This is a genomic window from Paraburkholderia sejongensis, from assembly GCF_020880815.1.
GTDB classification, from domain to species: Bacteria; Pseudomonadota; Gammaproteobacteria; order Burkholderiales; family Burkholderiaceae; genus Paraburkholderia; species Paraburkholderia sejongensis.
This window is the reverse complement of the sequence record NZ_JAJITD010000006.1, coordinates 148,532-174,221: the sequence shown is the minus strand read 5'-3', so window position 1 is coordinate 174,221 and position 25,690 is coordinate 148,532. Positions and strand designations below refer to the sequence as shown.

The 25,690-nt window shown below is 65.3% G+C and carries 24 protein-coding genes; 15 read left to right on the top strand and 9 right to left on the bottom strand.

Going from position 1 to position 25,690, the window contains the following annotated elements; translation table 11 throughout:
* The first annotated feature begins 123 nt into the window (after window positions 1-123).
* From zwf to LJ656_RS13750, 3 genes are all read left to right on the top strand, one after another.
* A complete protein-coding gene (gene zwf, locus LJ656_RS13760; protein ID WP_230509958.1) occupies window positions 124-1,749 on the top strand; it encodes a glucose-6-phosphate dehydrogenase in 1,626 nt (541 codons plus the stop codon).
* A 188-nt stretch (window positions 1,750-1,937) separates the two neighbouring features.
* Complete coding sequence (locus LJ656_RS13755) at window positions 1,938-2,732, top strand: ROK family protein (protein WP_329958874.1); 795 nt, start codon at window positions 1,938-1,940, stop codon at window positions 2,730-2,732.
* A 63-nt stretch (window positions 2,733-2,795) separates the two neighbouring features.
* Complete coding sequence (locus LJ656_RS13750; RefSeq protein WP_230509957.1) at window positions 2,796-3,365, top strand: YbhB/YbcL family Raf kinase inhibitor-like protein; 570 nt, start codon at window positions 2,796-2,798, stop codon at window positions 3,363-3,365.
* A 128-nt stretch (window positions 3,366-3,493) separates the two neighbouring features.
* Here LJ656_RS13750 and LJ656_RS13745 read toward each other — a convergent pair whose 3' ends face one another.
* Window positions 3,494-4,489, bottom strand: a complete 996-nt coding sequence (locus LJ656_RS13745; RefSeq protein ID WP_230509956.1) for an aldo/keto reductase — start codon at window positions 4,487-4,489, stop codon at window positions 3,494-3,496.
* 470 nt (window positions 4,490-4,959) lie between these two features.
* Between LJ656_RS13745 and LJ656_RS13740 the strand changes: the two genes are divergently transcribed.
* The 5 genes from LJ656_RS13740 to LJ656_RS13720 all read left to right on the top strand — a co-directional run bounded on the left by LJ656_RS13740 (window position 4,960) and on the right by LJ656_RS13720 (window position 9,824).
* Complete coding sequence (locus LJ656_RS13740; protein WP_230509955.1) at window positions 4,960-7,149, top strand: TonB-dependent receptor; 2,190 nt, start codon at window positions 4,960-4,962, stop codon at window positions 7,147-7,149.
* 102 nt (window positions 7,150-7,251) lie between these two features.
* The gene (locus LJ656_RS13735; RefSeq protein WP_230509954.1) at window positions 7,252-7,935 is read left to right on the top strand and encodes a Fe2+-dependent dioxygenase; all 684 of its coding nucleotides are present in this window, start codon (window positions 7,252-7,254) and stop codon (window positions 7,933-7,935) included.
* Window positions 7,932-8,663: a PepSY-associated TM helix domain-containing protein gene (locus LJ656_RS13730; protein WP_230509953.1), complete on the top strand. Its 732-nt coding sequence runs from the start codon at window positions 7,932-7,934 to the stop codon at window positions 8,661-8,663. The genes LJ656_RS13735 and LJ656_RS13730 overlap by 4 nt, the downstream gene beginning before the upstream one ends.
* 77 nt (window positions 8,664-8,740) lie before the next feature.
* Window positions 8,741-9,475, top strand: a complete 735-nt coding sequence (locus LJ656_RS13725; protein ID WP_230509952.1) for a nitroreductase — start codon at window positions 8,741-8,743, stop codon at window positions 9,473-9,475.
* Window positions 9,476-9,509: 34 nt separating this feature from the next.
* Entirely contained in the window at window positions 9,510-9,824 is a 315-nt protein-coding gene (locus tag LJ656_RS13720; protein ID WP_230509951.1) for a high-potential iron-sulfur protein, read from the top strand.
* A 50-nt stretch (window positions 9,825-9,874) separates the two neighbouring features.
* Here the strand turns inward: LJ656_RS13720 and LJ656_RS13715 are convergent, their stop codons facing one another.
* Window positions 9,875-10,225, bottom strand: a complete 351-nt coding sequence (locus LJ656_RS13715; protein WP_230509950.1) for a DOPA 4,5-dioxygenase family protein — start codon at window positions 10,223-10,225, stop codon at window positions 9,875-9,877.
* A gap of 18 nt (window positions 10,226-10,243) precedes the next feature.
* Window positions 10,244-10,747: a GNAT family N-acetyltransferase gene (locus LJ656_RS13710; RefSeq protein ID WP_230509949.1), complete on the bottom strand. Its 504-nt coding sequence runs from the start codon at window positions 10,745-10,747 to the stop codon at window positions 10,244-10,246.
* A gap of 262 nt (window positions 10,748-11,009) precedes the next feature.
* Here LJ656_RS13710 and LJ656_RS13705 point away from each other — a divergent pair, with 262 nt between their 5' ends.
* From LJ656_RS13705 to LJ656_RS13695, 3 genes are all read left to right on the top strand, one after another.
* The gene (locus LJ656_RS13705) at window positions 11,010-11,405 is read left to right on the top strand and encodes a hypothetical protein (RefSeq protein ID WP_230509948.1); all 396 of its coding nucleotides are present in this window, start codon (window positions 11,010-11,012) and stop codon (window positions 11,403-11,405) included.
* Between the two features lie 122 nt (window positions 11,406-11,527).
* Window positions 11,528-11,800, top strand: coding sequence for a DUF1488 family protein (locus tag LJ656_RS13700; RefSeq protein ID WP_230509947.1), 273 nt, complete (start codon window positions 11,528-11,530; stop codon window positions 11,798-11,800).
* A gap of 946 nt (window positions 11,801-12,746) precedes the next feature.
* Window positions 12,747-13,220 (top strand): hypothetical protein, encoded by a 474-nt coding sequence (locus LJ656_RS13695; RefSeq protein WP_230509946.1) that lies wholly within the window; start codon window positions 12,747-12,749, stop codon window positions 13,218-13,220.
* A 212-nt stretch (window positions 13,221-13,432) separates the two neighbouring features.
* Here the strand turns inward: LJ656_RS13695 and LJ656_RS13690 are convergent, their stop codons facing one another.
* Window positions 13,433-15,397, bottom strand: coding sequence for a hypothetical protein (locus tag LJ656_RS13690; protein ID WP_230509945.1), 1,965 nt, complete (start codon window positions 15,395-15,397; stop codon window positions 13,433-13,435).
* Between the two features lie 355 nt (window positions 15,398-15,752).
* Here LJ656_RS13690 and LJ656_RS13685 point away from each other — a divergent pair, with 355 nt between their 5' ends.
* From LJ656_RS13685 to LJ656_RS13670, 4 genes are all read left to right on the top strand, one after another.
* On the top strand, window positions 15,753-16,106 hold the full coding sequence (locus tag LJ656_RS13685; RefSeq protein ID WP_230509944.1) for a YciI family protein: 354 nt from the start codon (window positions 15,753-15,755) through the stop codon (window positions 16,104-16,106).
* Between the two features lie 222 nt (window positions 16,107-16,328).
* On the top strand, window positions 16,329-16,742 hold the full coding sequence (locus LJ656_RS13680; RefSeq protein ID WP_230509943.1) for a YciI family protein: 414 nt from the start codon (window positions 16,329-16,331) through the stop codon (window positions 16,740-16,742).
* Between the two features lie 72 nt (window positions 16,743-16,814).
* Window positions 16,815-17,228 carry a VOC family protein gene (locus LJ656_RS13675; protein WP_230509942.1) on the top strand — a complete coding sequence of 138 codons (414 nt, stop codon included), beginning with the start codon at window positions 16,815-16,817 and terminating at the stop codon, window positions 17,226-17,228.
* A 4-nt stretch (window positions 17,229-17,232) separates the two neighbouring features.
* Window positions 17,233-18,507, top strand: a complete 1,275-nt coding sequence (locus LJ656_RS13670; RefSeq protein WP_230509941.1) for an RNA polymerase sigma factor — start codon at window positions 17,233-17,235, stop codon at window positions 18,505-18,507.
* A gap of 17 nt (window positions 18,508-18,524) precedes the next feature.
* Here LJ656_RS13670 and LJ656_RS13665 read toward each other — a convergent pair whose 3' ends face one another.
* The 5 genes from LJ656_RS13665 to LJ656_RS13645 all read right to left on the bottom strand — a co-directional run bounded on the left by LJ656_RS13665 (window position 18,525) and on the right by LJ656_RS13645 (window position 25,667).
* Window positions 18,525-19,142, bottom strand: coding sequence for a LysE family translocator (locus tag LJ656_RS13665; RefSeq protein ID WP_230509940.1), 618 nt, complete (start codon window positions 19,140-19,142; stop codon window positions 18,525-18,527).
* Between the two features lie 41 nt (window positions 19,143-19,183).
* Window positions 19,184-19,771: a DUF4337 domain-containing protein gene (locus LJ656_RS13660; protein ID WP_230509939.1), complete on the bottom strand. Its 588-nt coding sequence runs from the start codon at window positions 19,769-19,771 to the stop codon at window positions 19,184-19,186.
* Between the two features lie 85 nt (window positions 19,772-19,856).
* Window positions 19,857-22,910 (bottom strand): efflux RND transporter permease subunit, encoded by a 3,054-nt coding sequence (locus tag LJ656_RS13655; protein WP_268998623.1) that lies wholly within the window; start codon window positions 22,908-22,910, stop codon window positions 19,857-19,859.
* Between the two features lie 16 nt (window positions 22,911-22,926).
* Entirely contained in the window at window positions 22,927-24,078 is a 1,152-nt protein-coding gene (locus LJ656_RS13650) for an efflux RND transporter periplasmic adaptor subunit (protein WP_230509938.1), read from the bottom strand.
* Window positions 24,079-24,131: 53 nt separating this feature from the next.
* A complete protein-coding gene (locus LJ656_RS13645) occupies window positions 24,132-25,667 on the bottom strand; it encodes an efflux transporter outer membrane subunit (protein ID WP_230509937.1) in 1,536 nt (511 codons plus the stop codon).
* Window positions 25,668-25,690: the final 23 nt, after the last annotated feature.

Here is a 25,690-nt window from a genome sequence, read left to right as displayed (position 1 = left end):
GTGCGACCGCCGCGCCCGCGCATAGCGATGAATGCGAAAGCGATTGAACTGTGAGACGGCGCGCGCGGTCTTTCACGTATCGCCACGCTATTGAAGTGGCTTGCCAAGGTACCCGTGAATTCCATGTCGACGACACCGAACCCTTCCGCTCCTTCCACTCAATCCGGCGCCGCGCGCACGCCGAGTTGCAAGGTCAGTGCAAGCCCGCACGATGCGGTGCCGTCGGCGGCCGGCAAGAAGCCCGCGCCGCCATGCACGCTGGTGATCTTCGGCGCGGGTGGCGACCTGACCCGGCGTCTGCTGATGCCGGCGCTCTACAACCTCGCGGTCGACGGCCTGCTCGACGAGCGCATGAAGATCATCGGCGTCAATCACGGCGCGCGCGAAACGGGCGAGTGGGTCGAAGAACTGCACAAGTCGCTGCAACAGTTCGCCGCCGACAAAGCCAGCACCTTCCACGCCGGCAAGCTCGACGACAACGCATGGAACTGGGTCGCGCAACGCCTCGAATACATGGCCGGCGAGTTCGAAGCCGACGACGTGTTCACGCAGCTCAAACAGCGGCTCGACCAGCAACCCGGCAGCAACGCGATCTTCTACCTCGCGGTCGGCGCGCGCTTTTTCAAACCGATCTCCGAGCGGCTCGGCAAAGCCGGCCTGCTGAAAGAAGGCGACGGCGCGAACGGCGGCTTTCGCCGCCTGGTGATCGAGAAACCGTTCGGCACCGACCTCGCGTCGGCGCGCGATCTGAACGCGCATATCCTGTCGTACGCGAGCGAATCGCAGATTTATCGGATCGATCACTTTCTCGGCAAGGACACCGTGCAGAGCATTCTCGCGGTGCGCTTCGCAAATGCGCTGTTCGAGCCGATCTGGCGGCGCGAGTACATCGACAGCGTGCAGATCACCGCGGCGGAAACGATCGGCGTGGAAGGGCGCGCGCGCTTCTACGAGCAGACCGGCGCGTTTCGCGACATGATGCCGAACCACCTGTTCCAGCTGCTCGGGATGGTCGCGATGGAACCGCCCAATTCGTTCGATGCCGAAGCGGTGCGCAATAAAAAGGCCGAACTGTTCGACGCGATCCAGCCGCTGACGCCGGATGACGTGGTGTTCGGTCAGTACCAGAAAGGGCCGTCGGGAATCGGCTATCTGGAAGAGCCGGATGTCGCCGCGAACAGCACGACGGAAACTTATGCGGCGGCGCGCGTGTTCGTCGAGAACTGGCGCTGGGCCGGCGTGCCGTTCTATTTGCGCACCGGCAAGCGGCTCGCCGCGCGCCGCACGGAAATTTCGGTGCAGTTGAAGCCGGTGCCGTTCCTGCTGTTCCGCGATACGCCGGTCGATGCGCTGACGCCGAACGTGCTGACCTTGCGCATCGATCCTTCGCATGGGACGAGCTTCGATTTCAATGTGAAAACACCGGGGCCGGTGATGCAGATCGGCGCGGTGCAGTCGTCGTTCGATTACAACGACTTCTTCGCGGCGCACGCGAACGTCGGCTACGAAACGCTGCTGTACGACTGCATGCTCGGCGACGCGACGCTGTTCCAGCGCGCGGACAGCATCGAGACGAGCTGGTGCGCGGTCGACGACGTGCTGCATCCGAAAAACGGCGGCGCGATGGCGGTGCACGGTTATGCGGCGGGCAGCGAAGGACCGGCGCAGGCCGATGCGCTGCTCGCACGCGATGGGCGTGCGTGGCGGCCGCTGCAGCAGAGCGCGCCCGTCAGGAAGTCACAGGAGTAAACGGTCGGTATGTACACATCCGCAGCATGCACAGTCGGGGAGGCACCGTGACTACACGTAAGACGAGCGCAGTGAAACAGAGTGCAGTGAAGAAGGGCGCTGTGAAGAGCGCTGTCAGGAAGAGCGCCGCGAAAAAGAGCCCAATACGGCAGGCAGCAGCGAAACAACGCATAGCGAAGCAGGACGCATTGAAGCTAAGCGCGACGGCCAACGAGAACATCCTTGCGATCGACGTCGGCGGCACCGGCCTGAAAGCCGCGATCATCGGCGCCGACGGCAAGATGAAAACAGAGCGCGTGCGAGTCGCGACACCGCATCCGTGCACGCCGGATCAACTGGTGGACGCGCTCGTGCAACTGGTCGCGCCGCTAATCGAGCAGGCACCCCCGGCAATGATCTCGATCGGCTTTCCGGGCGTGGTGCGCGACAATCGCATCCTCACCGCGCCGCATTTCGGCGTCGAAGGCTGGCACGACATTCCGCTCGCGGATCAACTCGCGCAGCGCGTCGGCGGTCTGCCGGTGCGGATGATCAACGATGCGGAAATGCAGGGCTTCGCGGCGATCGAAGGTCACGGCCTCGAATTCGTGCTGACGCTCGGCACCGGCGCGGGCACCGCGATGTTTCGCGACGGCGAGCTGATGCCGCATCTGGAACTCGCGCATCATCCGGTCAGCAAGAAGGGCGTCGCGTACGACGAATACATCGGCGAGGCGGCGCGCGAGAAGGTCGGCAACAAGCGCTGGAATCGTCGCGTGCAGAAGGTGATCGGCATCCTGGACGCGCTGGTGAATTACGACAAGCTGTGGATCGGCGGCGGCAACGCGGCGCGTCTGAAGTTCGAGCTGCCGCCGCACGTGGCGACCGTGTCGAACGATGCCGGCATCGAGGGCGGCGCGCGTCTGTGGCATCCGCTGTCGGTGCGCGAGACCCGGCAGTTCCCGGAGGCAACGGAAAAGACCGGGCGGTTCAAGCCGAAGTGACGGTTGATTAGCAGCGCGAAGCTCGTTCAGTGATCGAATGCAATGCCGCCCCGGAGACGCCCCATGACGACCCGCCTCAATCTCTCTCTCACCCGCCGCCTGCTATCGGTGGGCACCTGCGCGCTGCTCGCGTACGCGAGCGCGCAGGCCTACGCGCAACAGGCGTTTTCGCTGACGTCGCCGGGTCTTGCCGACGGCGGTACGCTCGATTCGAGTCACGCGGCAAGCGCGAACAATTGCGGCGGCCGCAACATCTCGCCGGCGCTGCAATGGCATAACGCACCGGCGGGCACGAAAAGTTTCGCGGTGACGATTTCCGATCCGGATGGCGCGAAGGGCCTCGGCGTCGTGCACTGGGTCGTCTACGGAATCGCGCCGTCGGCCACCGGGCTCGCCGCCGGAGAAGCCGCGCCGGCCGGCAGCGCGGCGGGCCTGAACGTGACCGGCGGTCCCGGCTATCACGGTCCGTGTCCGCCGGTCGGCGAGGTGCCGCATCACTACGTGGTGCAGGTGTTCGCGCTCGATCTCGCGCCCGGCGCATTGCCGGCCGGTCTGAAGAAAGACGCGCTGTTCGAGGCGATTCAGGGGCATGTGCTCGCGGCGACGAGCACGGTGCTGCGCTACGGGCGCTGAGCGGCGCGGCTGACGAGCCTGGTCCACGCCGCCGCGTTCGCCTTCAGGCCAGCGGTTTGTCGCGTCGGGGCGAGCCGCCGCGCCGCGTGCGCCGACAGACTCCGCCGCGGCCCGTCAATCTGCCGCGCTTATCGCGCGGCATCCCCCCACCGATATTGCACGGTCGCGTCATCGAGCTGCGTCTTCAGCGCATCGTCGAGCACGTAATCCACGGCCGCGAGCGTATCGCTCAACTGCTCGGCCCGGCTCGCGCCGATGATCGCCGACGAGATCAACGGATTTGCGAGCACCCACGCGAGCGACACTTTCGTCAGCGATTCGCCGGTCGGCGCGACCAGCGCCTTCAATTGCTCGATGGTTTCGAACTCGCGTTCGTGCCAGTAGCGCTGCTGATACATCGCGCCCGCGTTGCCGACGCTCGCGGTGAAACGTCCTTCGGCGGGTGCCGCGTCGTGCCGGTGCTTGCCGGTCAGCAGTCCGCCCGCGAGCGGGTTATACGGCATCACCGCAAGCTGTTCCTCGGCGGCGAGCGGCAGCAGTTCGCGTTCGATCTGCCGGAACAGCAGGTTGTAGCGCGGCTGCACCGACACGAAACGCGCGACGCGCAGCACGTCCGCGCGTCCCAACGCACGCGCGAGCCGGTAGGCGAGAAAGTTCGACACGCCGACATAGCGCGCCTTGCCCGAGCGCACGATCGTATCGAGCGCTTCGAGGGTTTCGTCGAGCGGGGTGTGCGGGTCGTCGGAATGCAACTGGTACAGGTCGACATAATCGGTGCCGAGGCGGCGCAGCGATGCATCGATCGCGTCGAGCAGATGTTTGCGCGACGCGCCCTGGTCCCACGCGGCCGGCCCCATCTTGCCGACCGCCTTGGTCGCGACGATGAAGCGCTCGCGCTTGCCCTTCAGCCAGCGGCCGACGATCTCCTCGGTGCGGCCGGCCAGATCCTCGCCGCCGCCGAGCGGATAGACGTTCGCGGTGTCGATGAAATTGACGCCGGCGTCCGCCGCGGTGTCGAGAATGCGATGCGACGCGTTTTCCTCGGTTTGCAGCCCGAAGGTCATGGTGCCCAGACACAGACGCGAAACGCTCAGACCGGTACGGCCGAATTGACGGTATTGCATAAATCGACTCCAGAAGAGGATGGGAACGCTTGCCCGCCGACGGCGGACCCGCAGTGTTGTAAAAAGGATAAACGGAGTCGAAATTTCGTGTGCGCAACCGCCACCGGTCAACGTTATTTAATTGAAAGAATATTTGTAATGTGAAATCGATAGAGCGCATTGTATTTAATTGGATTAACTGCGCCGAACATTTCAGTAGCGTAATGATCAGACGTGGCGGTGCGCATGAAAATTACATTAAGCCTACGTCGGTAAAACACTGAAACAAATCGCTTACGTCACGTAAGCGCGCGGCGCGATTGATACCGTTTTATGCGTGTGGAATGATAGCGATTCTCATTTAAAACACAGCCAGCCATCCCGTCTTCTCCGGGCTCATCCCGGGCAGGGCCAGCCAGCCACTTGCGACTTCGTCATGAAATCCGCTTCGGATATGCGGATCAGGCAAGCGCATTTCCGACGGGATTTCCATGCTCAATCACACGCCGCTGGCGGCAGCGCTCGCGCTAGCTTTCACTGTTCCTTTCGCGACGCCGGTCATCGCGCAGACCGCGCCGCAAAGCGCATCACAACCGGCAGCAACGCCTGGCACCGCCCCGGTCGCCGACGCGCAGACCCTGCCGACCATCGGCGTGCAGGCCCAGGCGGTGCAGCAGGACTTCCAGGCGGAGCGTGCAACGGTGGGCGCGAAGACGCCGACCGCGCTGCGCGACATTCCGCAGACTGTCACCGTGATCAATCGCGACCTGCTGTCGTCGCAGGGCGCGACGTCGTTTACCGACGCGCTGCGCAACGCGCCGGGCGTGACGATCGGCGCGGCAGAAGGCGGCCAGATCGGCAACAACATCAACCTGCGCGGCTTCACCGCGCAGAACGACATCTATCTGGACGGCTTCCGCGACCGCAACCAGTACTACCGCGACACCTTCGATCTCGAATCGCTCGAAGTGCTGTACGGTCCGTCGTCGATGCTGTTCGGCCGCGGCTCGACCGGCGGCGTGATCAACCAGGTCAGCAAGAAAGCGAACCTGAAGGACTCGGCCGAAGTGACCGGGATGATCGGTACCGACGACCGCTATCGCTCGACCGTCGACGTCAACCACAAGCTCACCGACACCTCGGCGATCCGCCTGAACGCGTTCGGCCAAAGCCTCGGTTCGACGCGCGACGTGATGAAGAACAAGGACTTCGGCGTCGCGCCGGAACTGCGCTTCGGCATCGGCACGCCGACCGAAATTACGTTGTCCGCACTGATCCAGCGTAACAACGACATGCCCGACTACGGGATTCAGGCGTTGAACGGCCGGCCCTCGCCGGTGCCGAAGAACACCTTTTACGGGCTGACCAGCGACCGCACGATTCAGGACGTGCAGATCTTCAACGCGGCGATCAAGCACCGGTTCTCCGAGAACCTGACGCTGACGAACCAGACGCAGATCTCGCACTCGACCACCGACGCGCGCGAAACCGCGCCGCAAGCGGTGCTGACCGGACCGCTGTCGTCGAGCACCGCGCTCACCAACGGCAACTTCACGACGCTGTCGCCGTCGCAGCTCTTCATCAAGCTGCAAAGTCACGACCGCGTGATCGAGAATCACGCGATCTACAACGACACGATGCTCGAATACAAATTCAATACCGGCTCGATCAGGCACGACCTGATCGCCGGTATCGAAGTGGGCCGCGATACCTACACGAACCAGGCGTACACGCGTAACAACCTGCCGGTCGTGCCGATGCTCAATCCGCCGATCATCGGCACGCCCGCGAACGTGACGACCACGGTCGGCAATTTCGCGGACTCGAGCGCGAACGAAATCGCCGCGTACCTGAACGACACGGTCACGCTGACGCCGCACTGGAAGATCGTCGGCGGTCTGCGCTGGGATCGCTTCTCGGCGGAGATTCACAACACGGTCAGCGCGCCCGCTTACGCAAGCCAGACCAACTACTTCACCAGCGTGCGCGCGGGGGTGATCTACCAGCCGACCGACTGGCAGTCGTACTACGTGTCGTACGGCACGTCGTTCAATCCGTCGCTCGAAACGCTGACGGTCACCAATCTCACGCAGAACCTCGCGCCGGAATCGACGAAGTCGTATGAAGTGGGCGGCAAGTGGGATCTGTTCGGCGGCAATATTTCGTTGAACTCGGCATTTTTCCGTCAGGAAATGGATAACGCGCGCACCCAGGTTTCGCCGACCGAATACTCGCTGGCCGGCGACATCCGCGTGGACGGTTTCCAGGCGGGCGTGACCGGTCACATCACCGAAAAGTGGCAGGTTTTCGGCGGCTACACGTACATGGACGCGACGATCCTGAAGGCGGCCGACGGCACCCAGGGCCATACGCCGGCCAACACGCCGCGCAACACGCTGACGTTCTGGACCACTTATGCGATCACCTCGCACTGGGAAATCGGCGGCGGTCCGATCTATATGTCGCCGCGCTACGCGTCGAACACGAACTACGTGAAGGTGCCGGGCTACACGCGTTGGGACGCGACCGCCGCGTATCACGCGAAGAAATTCGACGTGCGTCTGAACCTGCTGAACCTGACCAACAAGTACTACTACGACGCGTTGATTCCGTCGGACGGCGGCCGTTCGGTGCCGGGCATCGGCCGCACGCTACTCGCTACTTTCGACTACCGTTTTTAATCCGCGCCCGGGTGCGCGGCTCGCGCGCGTTTTTGTCGTGCACCCGGCGCATGCGTTAGGCTTACGGTTTTGTTTACGAAAAGCTGACGAGAAGGACCCATCATGTTGCTGCACATTCCGAACGTACTGGACGCCGCGCAAGTGCGCTCGCTGCGCAAGCGGCTCGACCACGCGGGCGACGCGTGGGTCGACGGCCGCGCGACCGCCGGGTATCAGGGCGCGCCCGTCAAGCGTAACCAGCAGATCGCCGAACACACGCCGGTCGCGCGCGAACTCGGCGACGTGATTCTCGCGGCGATCGAGCGCAATCCGCTGTTCATCAGCGCGGTGCTGCCCAATCAGGTCTATCCGCCGCTGTTCAATCGCTACGAAGGCGGGATGACGTTCGGCAGTCATGTCGACGGCGCGGTGCGGGTGTTGCCGAACGGCGTGAAGCTGCGCACCGATGTGTCGGTGACGCTTTTCCTGAGCGCGCCCGACGAATACGACGGCGGCGAACTCGTGATCGAAGACACCTACGGGGTGCAGCAGGTGAAGCTGCCGGCCGGCGACATGATCGTTTATCCGGCCACCAGCCTGCATCAGGTCACGCCGGTCACGCGCGGCGCGCGCGTGGCGAGCTTTTTCTGGGTGCAAAGCCTCGTGCGCAGCGATACGCAGCGCGCGCTGCTGTTCGATATGGACACCGCGATTCAACGGCTCAATGCCACCCAGGCCGACGACACCGCGCGCCGCAGTCTCGTCGGCTGTTATCACAATCTGTTGCGTAGCTGGAGCGAAACTTGAGCGATTCGGACCTCATCGAAATTCAACCGCCCGCGGCCGGCAAACCCGGCAAACCGGGCAATCACGACCGGCAGCGCCTCGCCGGCGACGAACTGAAAGCGCGTCAGCAGCGCTCGCGCCGCGCGACGTTCATCAAATGGCTGCGCAAAGTGCATGGCTGGGTCGGGCTGTGGGGTGCCGCGCTCGGTCTGCTGTTCGGCACTACCGGGTTTTTTCTCAATCATCGCGCCGGCCCGCTGAAGGTTTCGACCGGTACGCCGCAAGTGGCGACGATGCAGGTGCCGCTGCCGCAACCGGCGCCGCAAACGCCGCGTGAGCTCGGGCAATGGCTGAAGCAGGAATTGAAACTTGCCGGCAAGCCGGGGCGGATGCAGCAGGAGCCCGCGCGTCCGGTGGCGTGGGGCGAGCGCAGCATCGTGCAGCCGGAGCACTGGCAAATGACGTTCGCGACGCCGAAGGAGAACACGTCGATCGAGTACTGGGTCGGCAATAACTATGTGACCGTCAAGCGCAGCGCGAACACCTTTCTCGCGATGCTGACGAATCTGCATAAAGGCGTTGGTCTCAGCGTCGGTTGGGTGCTGCTGATCGATACGCTGGCGGGCAGTCTGATTCTGCTGTCGTTGACCGGCGTGTTGTTGTGGACCGAGTTGAACAAGCGCAAGACGGTCGGCGTGGTGCTGGTGGTCGGCTCGATCGCGGCGGCGGCGGTGCTAGGGACGATGTAGGCCCGCGCGCGGGTTGCGGCCGGCACGCGCTAGAATCGTCGCAGCCCCACTTCCGCTGGCCTTGCCGCCGTCCGCCGATGACCTCTTCCGCCAATTCCGCCGATGCCGTCCATCCCGCACATGCTGCCAGCAGCGCAGATATCGTCGATGCCGCGCTGACGACGCGCCGCTCGGTCCGCGCGTTTCTGCCCACGCCGGTGCCGCGCGCCGACCTCGAAGCGATTCTCGAAGCGGCCAGCCGCGCGCCGTCCGGCACCAATACCCAGCCGTGGAAGGTCTACGTACTGACCGGCGAAGCGCTCGCGCGTTTGTCGCGCGAACTGCTCGGCGCGTATGACGACCCGCAGCGCGACACGCTCTATCGCGAGGAATATCCGTACTATCCGCAGCAGTGGCTGTCGCCGTTCATCGACCGGCGCCGCAAGATCGGCTGGGACATGTATGGTCTGCTCGGCATCGGGAAGGGCGACAAGGCCCGCATGCACGAACAGCACGCGCGCAACTTCCGCTTCTTCGGCGCGCCGGTCGGTCTGATGTTTACGATCGATCGCAGTCTGGAGCGCGGCAGCTGGCTCGACTACGGGATGTTCCTGCAAGCCATCATGACGGCCGCGCGCGGCCGCGGACTCGATACCTGTCCGCAGGCCGCGTTCATCCAGTTTCATCGGCTGATTGCCGCGCATCTCGGCTTGCCCGACAACGAACAGTTCGTCTGCGGCATGTCGCTCGGTTTCGCCGACGAAAGCGCGCCGGTCAATGCGTTGCGCACCGAACGCGAACCGGTCGGCCAGTTCGCGCGCTTTCTCGATTGAGCGTATTCGTCTGTCCCCATCGGAACAAATGAAAATGAAAACATCGCGCCGCCACTTTCTATTGCTGAGCGCGGGCGTCGGTTCGTCGCTCGTGTTCTCGCGTGCCGCATTCGCGGCGGGCGCGCCCGCCACGCTCAGCGTCAGCGATCCGCAGGCGCAGGCGGTGGGTTATGTCGAAGATGCGTCGAAAGTCGATAAGGCGAAATTCCCGAACTTCGCGGCGGGGCAGTCGTGCGCGAATTGCTCGCTGTTTCAGGGCAGCGCGTCGGATCCGTTTGGCGGCTGCACGCTGTTCGGCGAGAAGCAGGTCGCGGCGCGCGGCTGGTGCAGCGCTTACTCGAATATGTGAGCGTGGACAAAGCCGGCGGCGCGCGCCGCCGCATCGCGCGGCATCTATCTCTACAGCAGCGCCTTCAATACCAGCTCATACGAATGGCCGATCCACACGGCGGCGTCGCGATGATCGCGTAATGCATCGCCGGTATTCGGATGCAGAAATACATCGAGCGCGCCGTGATTGAGCGTCAGCCAGCCGACCACGTCGGCGAACTGCGCCTGCGTGAACGCGAGCTGATAGGACCACATTGGATGCGGGCCGACCGGCCGTTCATGAAACCGGCCGATCTGCAATTGCTCGCCCCAACGCGCAGCGATCTGTTCGCGAAACGCCCATGCGGCGTCGCGGCTCGCCGCATCGAAATAGATGTGGGCATGCCAGCTCTCGATGGCTGACGGTTCACGAAAAGTCATATCAGAGTTCATCGCGTATCAGTCTTTATCCGACATTCGTTCTGCTTCGGTGTCCGCCGGCGTGCGCGCTGCAACGCGCATGTGAAACTGTCTATCGTCCGCGCCGACGATTTCGAAGCCGAGTCGATCGTACAGCCGTTTGGCGGGATTGTCCTTGAACACGTGCAACGCGACCGGCACCGACTCGGCCACGGCGGCGCGCAGGACCACGCGCAATACCTGTTCGCCGATGCCGCGCCTTTGAAACGCCGGCGCGATCTGCAACTGTTCGACGAACCATCCGGCGTCGTTGCGGAATGCCTTCAGCAGACCGGCGGGCGCGCCGTCGACGCAGATGACCTGGGCGTCGTCGTAGCGATCGAGCAGGCGCGCGCGATGAGTCGCTTCGTCGACCGGTTCGCCCGCGCGCAGCAGGTGTTCGGTCATCGTCGCGCGACGCAGTTCGAGCAGGAACGTCTCGTCGCCCGCATGCGCGCGGCGCAGGCTCAGGTCGGGTTGTCGGGCAGGCGGTGGGGCGGACATGGCGGCAAGGTTGCGGTGCTCGATGGTGTGCGCGAGCACGGGTAACAATTGTCTTCGATTGTCGCGCCCGCTGCGCTTTTTTACCACGCGGTTATGTTGCGGCCTTTCCACTTTGCGATGCAGTGCGAGCGCTCGTTGCGGCGAGCCGGGGCACGCATACGGGCATACGACTTGCTCAAGCATCGTTCGCTTGTCGCGAGCGCGGGCCGATCGGCGCGGCGTTGGCTCGATAACGAAGCGGACCACTCTAATCATACGAACGATGCTGAACGCGGAACCCCATACCGTCACGCGCGACGCCGCCGGCCAGGCCGTCTCGCTCGTGTTCTATCCCGACACCGGCTGTTTGCGTTTTGCCGATCCGCACGGCGTTTGCCACGAACTGCGGCCGCCGCATTCGTGGCTGGCTATCACGGCCGCGTCGCGCGGCGTGCGGCGCGGCACCCAGGCACTCGCCGATGCGTTGAACGTGCTGCTGCACGAGTTCTGTATCGAGCGGCCGCGCTGGTTCAATGGACCGGTGCGCGTGTCGGCCGATGTCGCGCCCGATGCGTTATTCAGAACAGCAGCCGTTGCCAGCGCGCACGAGCGCAAGCGTCACGCGTCCATCGCGGAGCCGTTCACCGCGAGCGAGAGCGCGCTGCCAATCGCGCAATAAAGGATTCACGCGGCGGCGTCGGCTCGCGGTGCATGCACTAGCGACGCCGCAGTGATACAGCGGTTTCCCGGTGACGTTCGCGTGATGAAGCGAACGTCCAGATCAACGTTGGGAGGTGGGCTATGTCGACGATCGAAGCGGTACCCAGCGTCTCCGCGGATGGGCGCGCGGTGATTTTCCAGTTGTCGTCGCGAGGTCGCGATCTCGAATGCGCGGTCACGCGCGAGGCGCTCGAACAGTTCTTCTGGCTGCAACGCGGCGCCGGTGAGGCGCGCATTCTGAAGACCTTTGCCGATGGCCGCAAACGCATTACCGCAGTGGCCGAACGAAAAATGCTCGCGCGTCCCGGCGAAAAAGTGCTGCTGACGATCGCCGATTTTTCGTCGCGCGGTTGAAATTCACGGTTCAGAAGCGCGGCACGTTTGCGATGAGGCGAGCGCTGCCGTGGCCGTGCTCGCATTCGCGTGCGGCCGTGCTCGCTTCGCGGGAGTGCGGCGTCAGGCCGGGTATTCGCTCTCTCGGGTCAACACGGCTGCGCGAGGCGTCGATACGATTCGCGCCCCGCCGCATCCGTCCGACCAAAGCCCTGTTACATCCATTCGCCAAATTAACGCGCCAATGCCCCTCGCTTCGCGCAATTGCATTCGCGCGTGCTCCCCTACACTGATTTCCATGGAGCGACGCATTACGAGCCCATCGACGCGATTCCCCCGCGTCGTGTTTTGAACCGTACCGTTGATGGCAGTCAGTAGCTAGCAGTGGCAGTTTGCAACACGCAGTTCGTAGCACGCAGTTCGCGGCAATGAGCAGTCGGTAGTGCGCAGTCCGTAGTACAGGCAGTGTGCAACACAGGCAATACCAGCGTGCAACCCACTCAAAGGGCAAACGCGAAGAAGCAGGGGGTAGCGGCGAGGTGAGTTTGATACGAGGGACCGGACCGCATGCAAGAGCATCACGCCCAAGCGGTAGAAATTGCAGGTGCGGTAATCGCAGGTGCATTTGGTAATTCGTAGTTTCGTAGCAACAGCCTTGTAAGTTTGGTGGTTATAGGTCGGCAGGCATCCACGCGCATGTTCGACTGTTCCATCCTGTCAAACCCTGTCCCTCGCGGGACAGGGTTTTTTTTCGGCGTCGCCGAAACCGCTCTTGCATCCGCGGGGTTCGAACCGATATGCGCGCATTGCGTTCTACGCTACGGTCTGTTGAATCCGGCTTAATAGGTCGCAAATAGAATTTCGTGAACTTGTCGGACACCCAATGCGTCGGATGATTGAGCGCGGCGTCTGCCGTTGTCGCGTGCCGGAGTCGGGGCGCGCAACAAAGAGAGGAGGTTGAATCGATATGTCGAGCAAATCGCGAGTCCGCAAGCACGGCCAACCGGCCATGTCCCCGTTATTACGCGCGCTGACCACGAGCCGCACCGCCCACCAGCCGGTGACCCAGACGATGCTGCTGCAAGCCTACGCGGCGCTCGACGCGTTGCGCGGCGGCCACGGCTCGCGCACGTTGCACACGACGCTGAGCCGGCATCTGCTGGTATCGCAGGAACTCGCGTGCGGCGGCCTCGCTGACGATTTGCTGACGGAGATCGAGCGAGCGCATGCGGCGCTGGTGCGGCTGGATTCGCGCGAACGCGAAACCGGCAAATGGACGCTCGACGACGACGAATACGCGCGTCTGTGCGCGGCGCTGGCGATTTTCGACAGCCAGTTGGCGACGGCGTCGCTGAGCGAACTGGCGAGCGCGCAGGCGCGGATGATCGAAGGCTTGATGCGCTCGGCGCGGTTGCGCGCGCTGGCGGACGCGGTGGTTTGAACGAAAAACCGCCGCGCCGGGTGCGCGGCGAACCGCAGCGCCGGTCTGACGAAAAACGCCCCAAAGCCTGGACCTGTGTCCAGACTTTGGGGCGTAATTCATTGCGCAGTGCCCTAAAAAAATCGGGCGCTTCTCAGCAACCGCGGCGCAAGTCGCGAAGCCTCACGTCGCAAGCCCACGCCCCCCACGACCGCCAACGGTCCCCAACGACCTCAATCGTTGAACTGCGTCACGTCGTAATACGCGATTCCGCTCTGTCCGCCGCGCAACTGAATCGAGCGCGAGCCGCCCGTCGCCAGTGCCGGGAACGGGCAATTCGTGCAGGTTTGCGTCCCGCTCGAATCGACACCGGCGCTCACCGTCGTCTGGTACTGGCCGGCCGTAGTATTGTTCGGCTGACCGGCGGAGAAGCCATTCACCTGCTGCAAGCTCGAACCCGCCAGCGCGCTCGCCTGAATTTGCACCGAGTTGACCGGCACCGTCAGATCGAGCCCGTCCACCGGCGTCGACCACGTGATGCTCAGCGCGTACTGCGCGGCGGCGAGCGCGGTGCCGGGCGTGAGGAACTGCGTGGTCGCGTCGTTCATGATCAGCGTCGGCCACTGCGCCGCGTTGCCCGCCGATGCATTGAGCGCACTGCCCGGATTGATCACCGACGACTGCCCGAGCTGCACGCCATTGCGGTCGTAGAACGTGACCGTATAGGTCGAGTAGAGCGGCACGCTGCCCGCATCGACCGCTTGCGCCGCGTAATAGCCGCTCGACGCAGGCGCGCTGAAGCTCGCCGTCGACGACAACGACTGCCACGACCAGCGATACAGCGACGTATTGCTGCTCGTTGTCGCGGGCGCGACCGGCGGTGCGCTCAACGCGGTATCGGCGAGAGCCAGCGTGTTGTCGCCCGACGCGGCGTGCGGCATCAGCCACACCGGCGCGGCAAGACCCGGCCCGGTGACCGAAGCCGAATACACGTTCGGATTCGCCGCGGTCGGAATCGTGATGTCGAGTCCGGCTTCATAGCGGTTCACGTCGTTCAGGCGCGTATCGACGAACGTGCGGCGCTGCAGTTGCGACGTGAGCGCGACCGCGAACGATGACTGATCGCCGAGCAGATCCCAGCCGAGCTGCGCGCCGCCGGCGAGCGTGACCGGCGTCGCCAGCGCCTGCGCAATGCTGTACAGCAGACCCGGCTGGCCGCTCGCGAGCGTGAACGGCAGCTGTACGAGCGCGAGCTGCTTGCCGTTGCGCGTGAAAAACGCGAGCGTCTTCGGCGAGCCGAACACCGCGCCGGTCATCTGGGCATCGGTCAGGCCGTGCGCGCCGGCGAGATCGGTCGAGCCGTTTTCCTTGAACGACGCGTCGAGCGCCGGCGTGCACGACGCGGCGTTCAACGTGCCATTCGCCGCGCACGCGGTCAGCAGCGCGGCGAGCGGTTCCAGATAGTTCGCGGGCGCGGGCGGCGCGGCGAGCACCGCGCCCATCGCGGTTTTGTTGTTCAGCGCGACGCCCGCGCCCGGCGCCGCGTTCGACACCAGCGTGCGGCCGCCGTTGGCGCTCGTGACGACCGAGACCGAATCGATCACCGCGTCGGCGCCGCTGTGGTTCGGCGTGAACGCGACGCCGACCGGATCGAAGCCGGCTGACGGAATACCGTTCTGTTGCAGCAGGTTCGCGAGGATCGTGTCGAGCGTGATGGTCGCGAGTTGTACCGCTTGCAGCGTCACTTTCGCGAGCGTGCCGGTCGATGCGAGGTCGAGCGGATTGCCCGAACTCGTCAGCATCGCGGCGAGCGCGGTGGTCAGCGTGGTCACGTTGACGACGGCCGGCGCGCTGCCGGCCGGCAGCTTCGCGACCACCGAAACGAGCGGCGCGCTGAGCCCGCTCGCGTCCTTCGCGACGATGAAGAACGGCAGCGTCATGTTTTTTACGGAAAGGCTGTACGCGCCCTGCGTGTCGGTGGTCGCGGTGGCCCGGGCGCCGCTCGCGTCGATGAGCGTGAGCTTCGCGCCGGCCAGCGCGCTGCCCGCCGCGACGGTGCCGCCGATCGACGTCGTGGTCGCGGGCGCCGTGCTCGACGAACCGGTGCCGGAATCGCCACCGCTGCCGCAACCGCCGAGTTGTAAAAGGACGCTGGCGACGGCGGCTGCGATGCCGCCACGCACGATCGATCGATGCATGAATTTCCCCGTGGTTCGGATTGTTTGAATGAGCGTCGGGCCGCTTGAAGCGGCGGTGCCGGTCCGGCCGCTAACCCGGCCGTTTTTAGCGTGGTTTCGAATGGAGTTCGGAGAATACTTCAAAGCGGGGGTTGGGTGGCGGGCGGCGATCGTGAGGGGACTGCGGGCGTGGGCTGACGAGTGTACGTAGTGGAGTGCGGGAGTGCGCCGCCCCTTCTGCCGCGGCGCGTTTGCCGCTGCGATTGCCGCTTGCTAGACTGGCTGGCGCTGTCCTGCGCCGAACCTGACGCCGAAGCCGACGCAAAAAGCCGACGCCATTGCCGGCGCATCCCACCCGAGCCTTAGCGGAGACATCATGTCCTACATGCTGCTCATCGTCGAACCCGTCGAACAACGCAGCGAGCGCGGCGAAGCCGCGGGCCGCGATCTCTATGCGCAGATGCTGCGTTTCGCCGACGACCTGAAGGCGCGCGGCAAGCTGCGCGCGGCCGAATCGCTGACTTCGCAGAACGAAGCGGTACGCGTGCAGGTCCGCAACGATCAGCCGGAGCTGATCGACGGCCCGTTCGCGGAGGCGAAGGAAATGATCGGCGGCTTTTATCTGCTGAATTGCGACAGCCGCGAGGAAGCGCTCGAAATCGCGCAGGCCTGTCCGGCGGCGGGCTGGTGCACGGTCGAGGTGCGCAAGCTCGGGCCGTGCTTCATGTAGCGGCCGATCCCGCGCGGCCCGCTACACCGATCCGCTTCCCGATACCCCACGTACGGTCCACCTACCGGCTCAGTGTTTTCCCTGATCCCGCGCTGTCATCGCGTGTGTCGATCTCCGTGCCTGTCGCTCGTCGTGTCAATAACGGGCGCGCTGTGGTCTCGCGTTCCGCCGGCGACCCGTTCGCCCTCTCTGACGAAGACAACGCAAAAAGGAGCCAACACCATGCGATTCATGATCATCGTCAAGGCCACCGCCGCCAGCGAAGCCGGCCAGATGCCGGAAGCGTCGCTGATCGCCGCGATGGGCGCGTACCACGAAGAACTCGCGAAAGCGGGCGTGCTGCTCGACGCGAGCGGCCTGCAGCCGAGCTCGAAAGGCTGGCGCGTGCAGTACAGCGGCGGCAAGCGGACAGTGATCGACGGACCGTTCGCCGACACCAAGGAACTGATCGCCGGCTACACGCTGATCCAGGTGCGTTCGCGCGACGAAGCGATGGAGTGGGCGCGCCGCTTTCCCGCACCGTTCGGCGAACATGCCGACGGCGAAATCGAAGTGCGCCAGCTGTTCGAGCTTGAAGACTTCGAACAGGGCCCGGAAATCGAGCCATTGCGCAAGCTCGAAGAAAGCCGCCGCTGAGCAGGCAGCGCAACGACAGCAGCCTGCGCAACCGGCTCAACCAGACCAGACAGACAGTCAGGACCCCACATCATGCACAAACAGATCTACGTGAATCTGCCGGTGGACAACGTCGAGCGCTCGAAGGCCTTCTTCACCGCGCTCGGCTTCGGCATCGAGCCGCGCTTTAGCAACGAGCACGCGGTGAGTCTGATCGTCGGCGACAACATCTACGCGATGCTGCTCGAGAAACCCATGTTCCAGTCGTTCACCCCGAAGCCGGTCGCCAATGCGAAGGAGAGCACCGAAGTGCTGGTATGCCTGTCGTGTGAGAGCCGCGCGGAAGTCGACGCGCTCGTCGCGAAGGCGCTCGCCGCCGGCGGCCGCGCGCCGCGTGAGCCGCAGGACCACGGTTTCATGTACGGACACGGCTTCGAGGACCTCGACGGGCATATCTGGGAGCTCGCCTACATGGAACCGAACGCCTCTCCGGCCGCCGCGGGTTAAGGCCGTGACGACCCAGGCGACGCATCGTGCGATCGAGGCTGTCTGGCGGATCGAAGCGGCCAAGGTCATCGCCCACGTCGCGCGGATCGTGCGTGACGTGGGGCTCGCCGAGGAACTCGCGCAGGACGCGCTGGTGGCCGCGCTCGAACACTGGCCGGCGGCCGGCGTGCCCGACAACCCGGGAGCGTGGCTGATGACGACCGCGAAAAACCGCGCGCTCGACCGTCTGCGCCAGGAAGCGCTGCACGCGCGCAAACGCGAGGAACTCGGCCACGATCTCGACGCGATCGAAGCGCACGTGGTGCCGGATTTCGTCGATGCGCTCGACGCCGCGCGCGCCGACGACATCGGCGACGATCTGCTGCGGCTGATCTTCACCGCGTGCCATCCGGTGCTGTCCACCGATGCTCGCGTCGCGCTGACGCTGCGGCTGCTCGGCGGCCTCACCACCGACGAAATCGCCCGCGCGTTCCTCGTGCCGGAGCCGACCATCGCACAGCGGATCGTGCGCGCGAAGCGCACGCTCACCGCGGCGCGCGTGCCGTTCGAAGTGCCGCAGGCGGATGCGCGCGCGGCGCGGCTCGCGTCGGTATTGCAGGTGATCTACCTGATTTTCAACGAAGGCTATTCGGCGACCGCCGGCGACGACTGGATGCGCCCGGCGCTGTGCGAGGAAGCGCTGCGGCTCGGCCGCGTGCTCGGGGGACTCGTGCCGGATGAAAGCGAGGTGCTCGGCCTTGTCGCGTTGATGGAGATTCAGGCGTCGCGCACGCATGCGCGCGTCGATGCGCAGGGGCGGCCGGTGTTGCTGCTCGATCAGGATCGCAGCCGCTGGGATCCGCTGCTGATTCGCCGCGGGCTCGCCGCGTTGCAACGCGCGCAGGCGCTCGGCGGCGGCGGCGGGCCGTATGCGTTGCAGGCCGCGCTAGCCGCGTGCCACGCCCGCGCGCGGCGCGCCGAGGATACCGACTGGGCGCAGATCGTCGCGCTCTACGATGCGTTGGCGCAGGTCGCGCCGTCGCCGGTGGTCGAGTTGAACCGCGCGGTGGCGGTCGGGATGGCGTTCGGGCCGGCGGCGGGGCTCGAGATCGTCGATCGGCTCGCGGCTGATCCGGCGCTCGCCAATTACCACTGGCTGCCGAGCGTGCGCGGCGATCTGCTGGTCAAGCTCGCGCGCATCGACGAAGCGCGCGCGGAGTTCGAGCGCGCCGCGGCGATGACGCGCAATGCGCGCGAGCGGGACTTATTGCTGGAGCGGGTGCGCGGGCTCGCGCATTGAATCGCGCGTCAGATCATTCAACGAAGCAACTGTCGCACGCCCAACGCGACGATCAGCCCGCCGCACACGCGATCGACCCACATCTTGCTGCGCCGGTACGCGGCCGCGATCCGCGCATGCGATAGCGCCAGCGCGACGAAGCCATACCAGCTGCTCGCGACCACCAGCACCATGCCGAGCATCGCCGCGAACGTGCCGGTGCTCACATGCGCGGGCGCCGCCGACGAAAACACCGCGGCAAAGAACGCGATCGATTTCGGATTCGCGATGTTGGTCGCGAAGCCCTGCGCGAACGCCTGGCGAAAGCCGCCCGACGGCGCGTTGCCGAGCGCCGCCTGCTTCGCCGCCGACGCATTGAAGATCAGCCGCCCGCCGAACCACAGCAGATAACACGCGCCGGCCACCCGGACCAGCAGCGCGAGCCACGGAAACGCGGCGAACACGATACCGACGCCGAGAATTGCGCAACTCGCCCAGAACAGATTGACGAGCACGATGCCGGCGACCATCGCGAGCGCCTCGATGCGGGTCGCCGACGCGGCCTTGTGCGCGACCGCGACGAAGTTTGGGCCGGGGCTCACGACCCCGGCGATATACACGGAAAACACGCCGAGCACGGCGCCAGCATCGACCACGACATACTCCTTGATTTGATTGGCACTGCGGGGCCCGGCCGCTACAACCCGAAAAACGCCGCGCCGGCAGTCAAAACGCCTCCCGCGGCGACGACGAACGACAGATTGCGCAGCCAGTTCTTGCGCGTGAGCAGCGTGATCGCACACAGCGCGATCGCCACCTGAATCAGCAAGGTGGCCTGCGCCCAGCGGTGATGACCGTGCAGCAGCGCTTCGCTGCGGGTATCGGCGGCGACCACCTGCTTTTCGATCGCTTCGGCGTTCGCGCGGATCGGCTCTTTCTGCTGCTTGTATTTCTCGACGTCGGCGACGAATTTCGCATGCGCGTCGCTGTTCGGCGCCGCTAGCGCCGCGCCCAGTTCGGCGAGGTTCTCCTTCTCGCCTTTCGCCTGATAGTAGGACCACTGGTTCGCCGCTTCGGTCTTCTTGATCGCGGCTTCGTTCTTGAAGAACAGCGCGAGGTTTTCGCTGTTGCCGCTCTGGTACGCGCACAGCGCGCCGATCGTCGCGAGGATCGCGGTCATCACCGCCATCCGGCTCGCGAACGGATCGGGGTCGCCGTGGCCGCGTTGGCCGGCGTGCTCGACCGCGTGGTCGTGCGGACCATGCACTTCGTATTCTTCAGACATCTGATTCTCCGGGGCGCTGCTTTTCTTGTCGACGCCGGGCGGCGTGTGGCCCGGCGGGCTCAATCTTAGCGCGTCGCGCGCGGGCTCAGGCGACCGATTGCGGCGCGCGCGCACGCCGTTGATGATCGGCCGCGAGGAACATGTACATCGCCGGCACCACGAACAACGTGAACAGCGTGCCGATCGACATTCCGGTGAAGATCACCAGACCCATCGCGTTGCGGCCGGCCGCGCCCGCGCCCGACGCGATCACGAGCGGCAGCACGCCGAGGACCATCGCGGCGGTCGTCATCAGGATCGGCCGCAGTCGCACGCCGGCGGCTTCTTCGATCGCATCGCGCTTCGAGCGGCCGGCGCGCTGCAATTCGTTGGCGAACTGCACGATCAGGATGCCGTGCTTGCTGACGAGCCCCATCAGCGTGACGAGGCCGACCTGGGTATAGATGTTCAGCGTCGTCAGGCCGACGTTGATGAAGATCAGCGCGCCGAACAGCGCCATCGGCACCGAGATCAGAATCACGATCGGATCGCGGAAGCTCTCGAATTGCGCGGCGAGCGCGAGAAACACGATGATCGTCGCGAGCAGCAGCGTGATCACGAAGCCGCCCGACTCCTGCACGAACTGGCGCGACTCGCCCGAGTAATCGGCCGCATAGCCGGCCGGCGCGACCTGGGTGGTCGCGTTGCGCAGAAATTCGAGCACCTGGCCTTGCGACACGCCCGGCACGATCACGCCGGAGATCGTCGCCGAATTGAGCTGCTGGAAGTGATTGATCGATTCGGGCACGACGGTGTGCCGCAAATGCGCGATCGTCGAGGCCGCAATCACGCTGCCGTCCGGCGTGCGCAGATAGTAGTCGAGCACCTGCGACGGATTGAGCCGGTCGGTCTGCAACACCTGCGGAATCACCTTGTACGAACGCCCGGCAATCGAGAAGTAGTTCACGTAGCCGCCGCCGAGCGCCGACCCGAGCGCCTGGCCGACATCGCTTTGCGACATCCCGAGCGAGGCGACCTTATCGCGGTCGACCACCAGCGCGACTTCCGGCTTGTCGATCTTCAGATCGGTATCGACGAAGAAGAACATCCCGCTCTCGCGCGCTTTTTCGAGCACCGCCTGCGATACCTCGTTCAGGTTCTCGAACGGCTCGGTGGTACTGATCACGAACTGCACCGGCAAGCCCTGCGAGCCCGGCAGCGGCGGAAACTGGAACGCGGCGACGCGCGCGCCGGCGATCTGATTCCACTTCTGCTGCAACTCCTGTTGCAGCACGGTCGCGTTCTTGCCGCGCTGATCCCAGGTCTTGAACAGCACGCCGCCGATCCCCTGGTTGATGGTCGGCGAGCCGGTCAGCTGGAACATCTGCGCGTATTCGGGCAGCGCCTTCGATGCTTCGAACACCTGGTCCGCGTAGGTCTGCATCTGCTGGATCGTCGCGTTCGGCGGCCCGACGATCTGCGACAGCACCACGCCCTGGTCCTCCTGCGGCGCGAGTTCGGACTGCGACGTCATGAACAGGTACACGGTCCCGCACAGCAGCAGCGCGCCCATCAGCACGTACACCGGCCAGGTATCGAGCGTCGCGTGCAGCAGGCGGCCGTAGCCGCGATGCACGCGCTCGAACTGGCGGTCGACGAAACGCGCGAAGCGCCCCGACTCCTGCTCGGCGCGGAAAAAGCGCGAGCACATCATCGGCGACAAGGTCAGCGCGATCACGCCGGAGACCGTGACCGCGCCCGCCAGCGTGAACGCGAATTCGGTGAACAGCGCGCCGGTCAGCCCGCCCTGAAAACCGATCGGCGCGTACACCGCGATCAGGACCACGGTCATCGCGACGATCGGACCGCCGAGTTCGCGCGCGGCGATCAGCGCGGCGTCGAAAGGCGTCTTGCCCTCGTGCTTCATATGACGGTCGACGTTTTCGACGACGATGATCGCGTCGTCCACCACCAGCCCGATCGCGAGCACCAGCGCGAGCAGCGTCAGCAGGTTGATCGAGTAGCCGAGCACCTGCATCACGAAGAACGTGCCGATCAGCGACAGCGGCATCGCGATCAGCGGCACGATCACGGCGCGGAAACTGCCGAGAAACAGAAAGATCACCACCGTCACGATCAGCAGCGCTTCGACCAGCGTCTTGATCACTTCGTCGATCGCGGTGTTCACGAAGTCGGTCGCGTCATACACGATGTCGCCCGTCATGCCGGTCGGGAACTGCTTCTGCAACTCGGGGAACACGACCTTCACGCGCTTCGCGACGTCGAGAATGTTCGCGTCCGGCGCGACCTTGATGCCGATGAACACCGAACGCTTGCCGCTGAACGCGACGTTGAAGTCGTAACTGTCGGCGCCGAGCACGACGTTCGCGACATCTTCCAGACGCACGATCGAGCCGTTCTTCTGCTTGACCACCAACTGCTTGAAGTCTTCGACGGTGTGCAGATCGGTGCCCGCTTCCAGATCGACGCTGACCATCTGCCCTTTGGTCGAGCCGAGCGTCGCCAGATAGTTGTTGTTGCCGAGCGCGGCATACACGTCGCTCGCGCTTACGCCGTGCGCGGCCAAGCGCGCCGAATCGAGCCACGCGCGCATCGCGAACTGGCGGCCGCCGAGCACTTCGGCGGTCTGCACGCCCTGGATCGAATCGAGCTTCGGCTTGACCACGCGCAGCAGGTAGTCGGTCACGTTGTTGCTCGGCAGCACGCTGCTGTAGAAGCCCATGTACATCGCGTCGGTGGTCTGCCCGGTCTGCACCGTCAGCACCGGCTGCTGCGCCTGCGGCGGCAACTGGTTGCGCACCGAACCGATCTGCGTGTTGATTTCGGTCAGCGCGCGGTTCGCGTCGTAGTTCAGGCGCAGCGTCGCGATGATCGTCGACACGCCGGTGATGCTGGTCGACGACATATAGTCGATCCCCTGCGCCTGCGCGATCGCCGCTTCGAGCGGCTGCGTGATGAAGCCGGCGATGGTGTCGGAGTTCGCGCCGTAGTACGCGGTGGTGATCGTGACCACCGCGTTTTCGGTCTGCGGATACTGGCTGACCTTGAGCACCGCGAGCGCGCGCAGGCCGAGCACGAGGATCAGCAGGCTCACCACCGAAGCGAGCACCGGCCGGCGGATGAAGATGTCCGTGAACATGATCGGGCAGCCTCGCTTATTGTTCCTGCGGCGCCGGGTTAGGACTGTCGGCCGGCTGCACGCGGTTGTCGATGATCAGCGGCGTGCCGTTCTTCAGCTTGATCTGGCCGCTGGTCACGACCTGCGCGCCTTCGTCGAGCCCCTTCAGAATCGCCACCTGGTCGCCGCGCGTCGGCCCCGGGGTCACGAAGACCTGCTGCGCGACCGGCAGCGTCTTGCCCTGCGCGTTCGGCTGCGTGCCCGGCTTCACGATAAAGACCGTCGCGCCGTACGGGTTGTAGGTGATCGCGGTTTGCGGCAGCGTCAGGTGCCGTTCGGCGACGCCCGAGTCGATCTTCACGTTCGCGTACATGCCGGGCAGCAGCTTGCGCTCGCGATTGTCGACGCTCGCCTCGATCTGCACGTTGCGCGTCGCGCTATCCACTTTCGGACTGACCGAGCGGATCTTGCCGGCGAAGCTTTGGCCGCTGTACGCATTGGTATCGACGCTGACCGGCGCGCCGATCGCGAGCAGGCCGAGTTGCTGCTGCGGCACCGAGAAGTCGGCATAGATCGGATCGATTGCTTGCAGCGTGACGATCGCGTCCCCGGGGTTCAGGTATTGGCCGGGGTTGATCGTCGTGATGCCCAGGCGCCCCGCGAACGGCGCGCGAATCGTCTTCTTGTCGACCAGCGCCAGCTGTTGCGCGACCTGGGCTTTCTTGGCTTTCAGATCGGCCGCGTCCGCGTCGAGCTGGGCCTTCGCGATCGCCTTGATGTCGTACTGCGCGCGGTCGCGTTCGTAGACGGTCCGCGCGAGTTCGGCGGCGGCCTGCAGCGATTGCAGCAGCGCGACGTCGCTGTCGGCGTTCAGTCGCACGAGGATCTGGCCGGCCTTCGCTTCCTGACCGGACACGAATGCGACTTCGCGCACGAGTCCCGCGACTTCGGTCGTCACGTCGACGCCGCGCACCGCGCGCAGGCTGCCGACCGCCGCGAGCTGCGGCTGCCACGACTGGTAGTGGACCACCACCGCCGATACCGTGGCGGGCGGCGCGGTGTTGGCCGCCATGAACTTCGCGAACATGTGCGCGCGGAACAGGTTGAAGCCGACCAGCGCGGCGAGCAGCAGCCCCACGCAGATCAACATGATCAGCATCCGCTTTGCCATTCGTTTTCTTTCGGTCATCGTGGTGTCCTTGCTCGGCGCGGGCGAGGGCGTGGCGTTGGATTGCGGCGCGGCTAGTGCGGTGTTGCCGCGGTCGCGGTCGGGGACGTGGACGCGGCGGGCCCGGCTTGCGGCGCGGCGTCGTTCCACCAGCCTCCGCCGAGCGCCTGGAACAGCGCCGCGGTATCGGCATAGCGCGCGGCCTGTGCCTGCGCGAGACTCACGACCGTTTGCTGATACTGCCGCTGCGCATCGAGCAGTGCCAGATAGCTGACCCCGCCGACCCGGTACTGCCCACGCGTCAATTCGAGCGCATCGCCGGCCGCGCGCGACGCGTCGGTCTGCGCGGCGAGGCCGGTCGCGTCGTGATCGAGCGCGCGCAACGTGTCGGCGACATTCTGGAACGCTAACAAAACCGTTTCGCGGTACTGCGCATCGGCCTGCTCGTAAGCGGCCTCGGCTGCGCGCTTCTGCGCGCTCAGCTGGCCGCCGTGAAACACCGGTTGCAGCAAGCCGGCACCAATGCTCCAGATCGTGCTGCCGGCCCGCAGCACCTGGGCCGGCGTCAGCGCTTCGGCGCCGTAGCTCGCGGACAGCGTGATCTGCGGATACATCGCCGCGGTCGCGACGCCGATCTGTGCGCTCGCCTGATGCAGCGTCGCGTCGGCGGCGAGGATGTCGGGCCGCTGGCGCACCAGCGACGACGGCAGGCTGACCGGCAGCGTGGCGGGCAGCGAGAACATGTCGAGCGTGAACTCGGGCACGCCGGGGTCGCCCGGCAGCTTGCCGGCGAGTACCGCCAGTTGATGACGGGTTTGATCGAGTTGCTGGTAGAGCGGCGGCAGCGTCGCGCGGGTCTGTGCGAGCAGCGTTTGCTGCGCGAGCACGGCCGCCCGGCTGACGCCGCCGAGCGCGAACTGCTGCTCGAGCACCTTCAACTGTTCCTGTTCCTCGACCGCGATCCGCTCGGTCGCGTCGATCTGCGCGCGCACTGAAGCCTGCTTGACCGCGGCGGTCACGAGGTTGGCCGAGATCGTCAGCCACGCGGCCTGCAACTGGTACTGCTGATAGTCGATCTGCGCGTGCAGCGCTTCCAGTGCGCGCCGCGCGCCGCCGAACAAGTCGAGCTTGTACGACACGCTGACCGACGCGTTGTAAAGATTGAATTCCTCGACGAGGCCGGGCTCGCCGAACGCGATGCCGTTGATTTTTTCGCGGGTCGCGCCCAGTTGCGCGTCGACGCTCGGCAGCAGCGTGCCGCCCGCTTGCGCGCTGAAGTTTTCGCGGGCCTGGCGCAGCGCGGCCTGCGCGGCGGTCATGTTCGGACTATTGGCGATGGCTTCGCGGATCAGCGCGTCGAGCGGTTCGCAGTGAAACAGCGTCCACCACGCGGCGGGAATGTCCTCGCCGGGCGCGAAACGCTGCGGCAGGCCGGCAGCGCCGGGCGCGGAGGCGGTCTGTTTGGGCAGGGGTGTGGCGGTGAAGGTATCGGTGGCGGGCGGGGGCGGCGCGTGGTAATTCGGGCCCACCATGCAACCGGCCAGCGCGACGCAGCCGCCAAGCGCGGCGTAGAGGCGCCGCCGGACCATCCGCTGACTTACGTCGCTCATCGATCCACCTTCTGGCCAGTGGC

Coding starts and splice junctions, on each gene's coding strand:
- LJ656_RS13645 (WP_230509937.1), bottom strand. CDS start 25,667: ATGAGCGACGTAAGTCAGCGGATGGTCCGGCGGCGCCTCTACGCCGCG.
- LJ656_RS13725 (WP_230509952.1), top strand. CDS start 8,741: ATGACCTCTTCCGCCAATTCCGCCGATGCCGTCCATCCCGCACATGCT.
- LJ656_RS13710 (WP_230509949.1), bottom strand. CDS start 10,747: ATGTCCGCCCCACCGCCTGCCCGACAACCCGACCTGAGCCTGCGCCGC.
- LJ656_RS13680 (WP_230509943.1), top strand. CDS start 16,329: ATGCGATTCATGATCATCGTCAAGGCCACCGCCGCCAGCGAAGCCGGC.
- LJ656_RS13715 (WP_230509950.1), bottom strand. CDS start 10,225: ATGACTTTTCGTGAACCGTCAGCCATCGAGAGCTGGCATGCCCACATC.
- LJ656_RS13705 (WP_230509948.1), top strand. CDS start 11,010: ATGCTGAACGCGGAACCCCATACCGTCACGCGCGACGCCGCCGGCCAG.
- zwf (WP_230509958.1), top strand. CDS start 124: ATGTCGACGACACCGAACCCTTCCGCTCCTTCCACTCAATCCGGCGCC.
- LJ656_RS13650 (WP_230509938.1), bottom strand. CDS start 24,078: ATGACCGAAAGAAAACGAATGGCAAAGCGGATGCTGATCATGTTGATC.
- LJ656_RS13740 (WP_230509955.1), top strand. CDS start 4,960: ATGCTCAATCACACGCCGCTGGCGGCAGCGCTCGCGCTAGCTTTCACT.
- LJ656_RS13745 (WP_230509956.1), bottom strand. CDS start 4,489: ATGCAATACCGTCAATTCGGCCGTACCGGTCTGAGCGTTTCGCGTCTG.
- LJ656_RS13720 (WP_230509951.1), top strand. CDS start 9,510: ATGAAAACATCGCGCCGCCACTTTCTATTGCTGAGCGCGGGCGTCGGT.
- LJ656_RS13675 (WP_230509942.1), top strand. CDS start 16,815: ATGCACAAACAGATCTACGTGAATCTGCCGGTGGACAACGTCGAGCGC.
- LJ656_RS13750 (WP_230509957.1), top strand. CDS start 2,796: ATGACGACCCGCCTCAATCTCTCTCTCACCCGCCGCCTGCTATCGGTG.
- LJ656_RS13700 (WP_230509947.1), top strand. CDS start 11,528: ATGTCGACGATCGAAGCGGTACCCAGCGTCTCCGCGGATGGGCGCGCG.
- LJ656_RS13690 (WP_230509945.1), bottom strand. CDS start 15,397: ATGCATCGATCGATCGTGCGTGGCGGCATCGCAGCCGCCGTCGCCAGC.
- LJ656_RS13660 (WP_230509939.1), bottom strand. CDS start 19,771: ATGTCTGAAGAATACGAAGTGCATGGTCCGCACGACCACGCGGTCGAG.
- LJ656_RS13695 (WP_230509946.1), top strand. CDS start 12,747: ATGTCGAGCAAATCGCGAGTCCGCAAGCACGGCCAACCGGCCATGTCC.
- LJ656_RS13685 (WP_230509944.1), top strand. CDS start 15,753: ATGTCCTACATGCTGCTCATCGTCGAACCCGTCGAACAACGCAGCGAG.
- LJ656_RS13735 (WP_230509954.1), top strand. CDS start 7,252: ATGTTGCTGCACATTCCGAACGTACTGGACGCCGCGCAAGTGCGCTCG.
- LJ656_RS13655 (WP_268998623.1), bottom strand. CDS start 22,910: ATGTTCACGGACATCTTCATCCGCCGGCCGGTGCTCGCTTCGGTGGTG.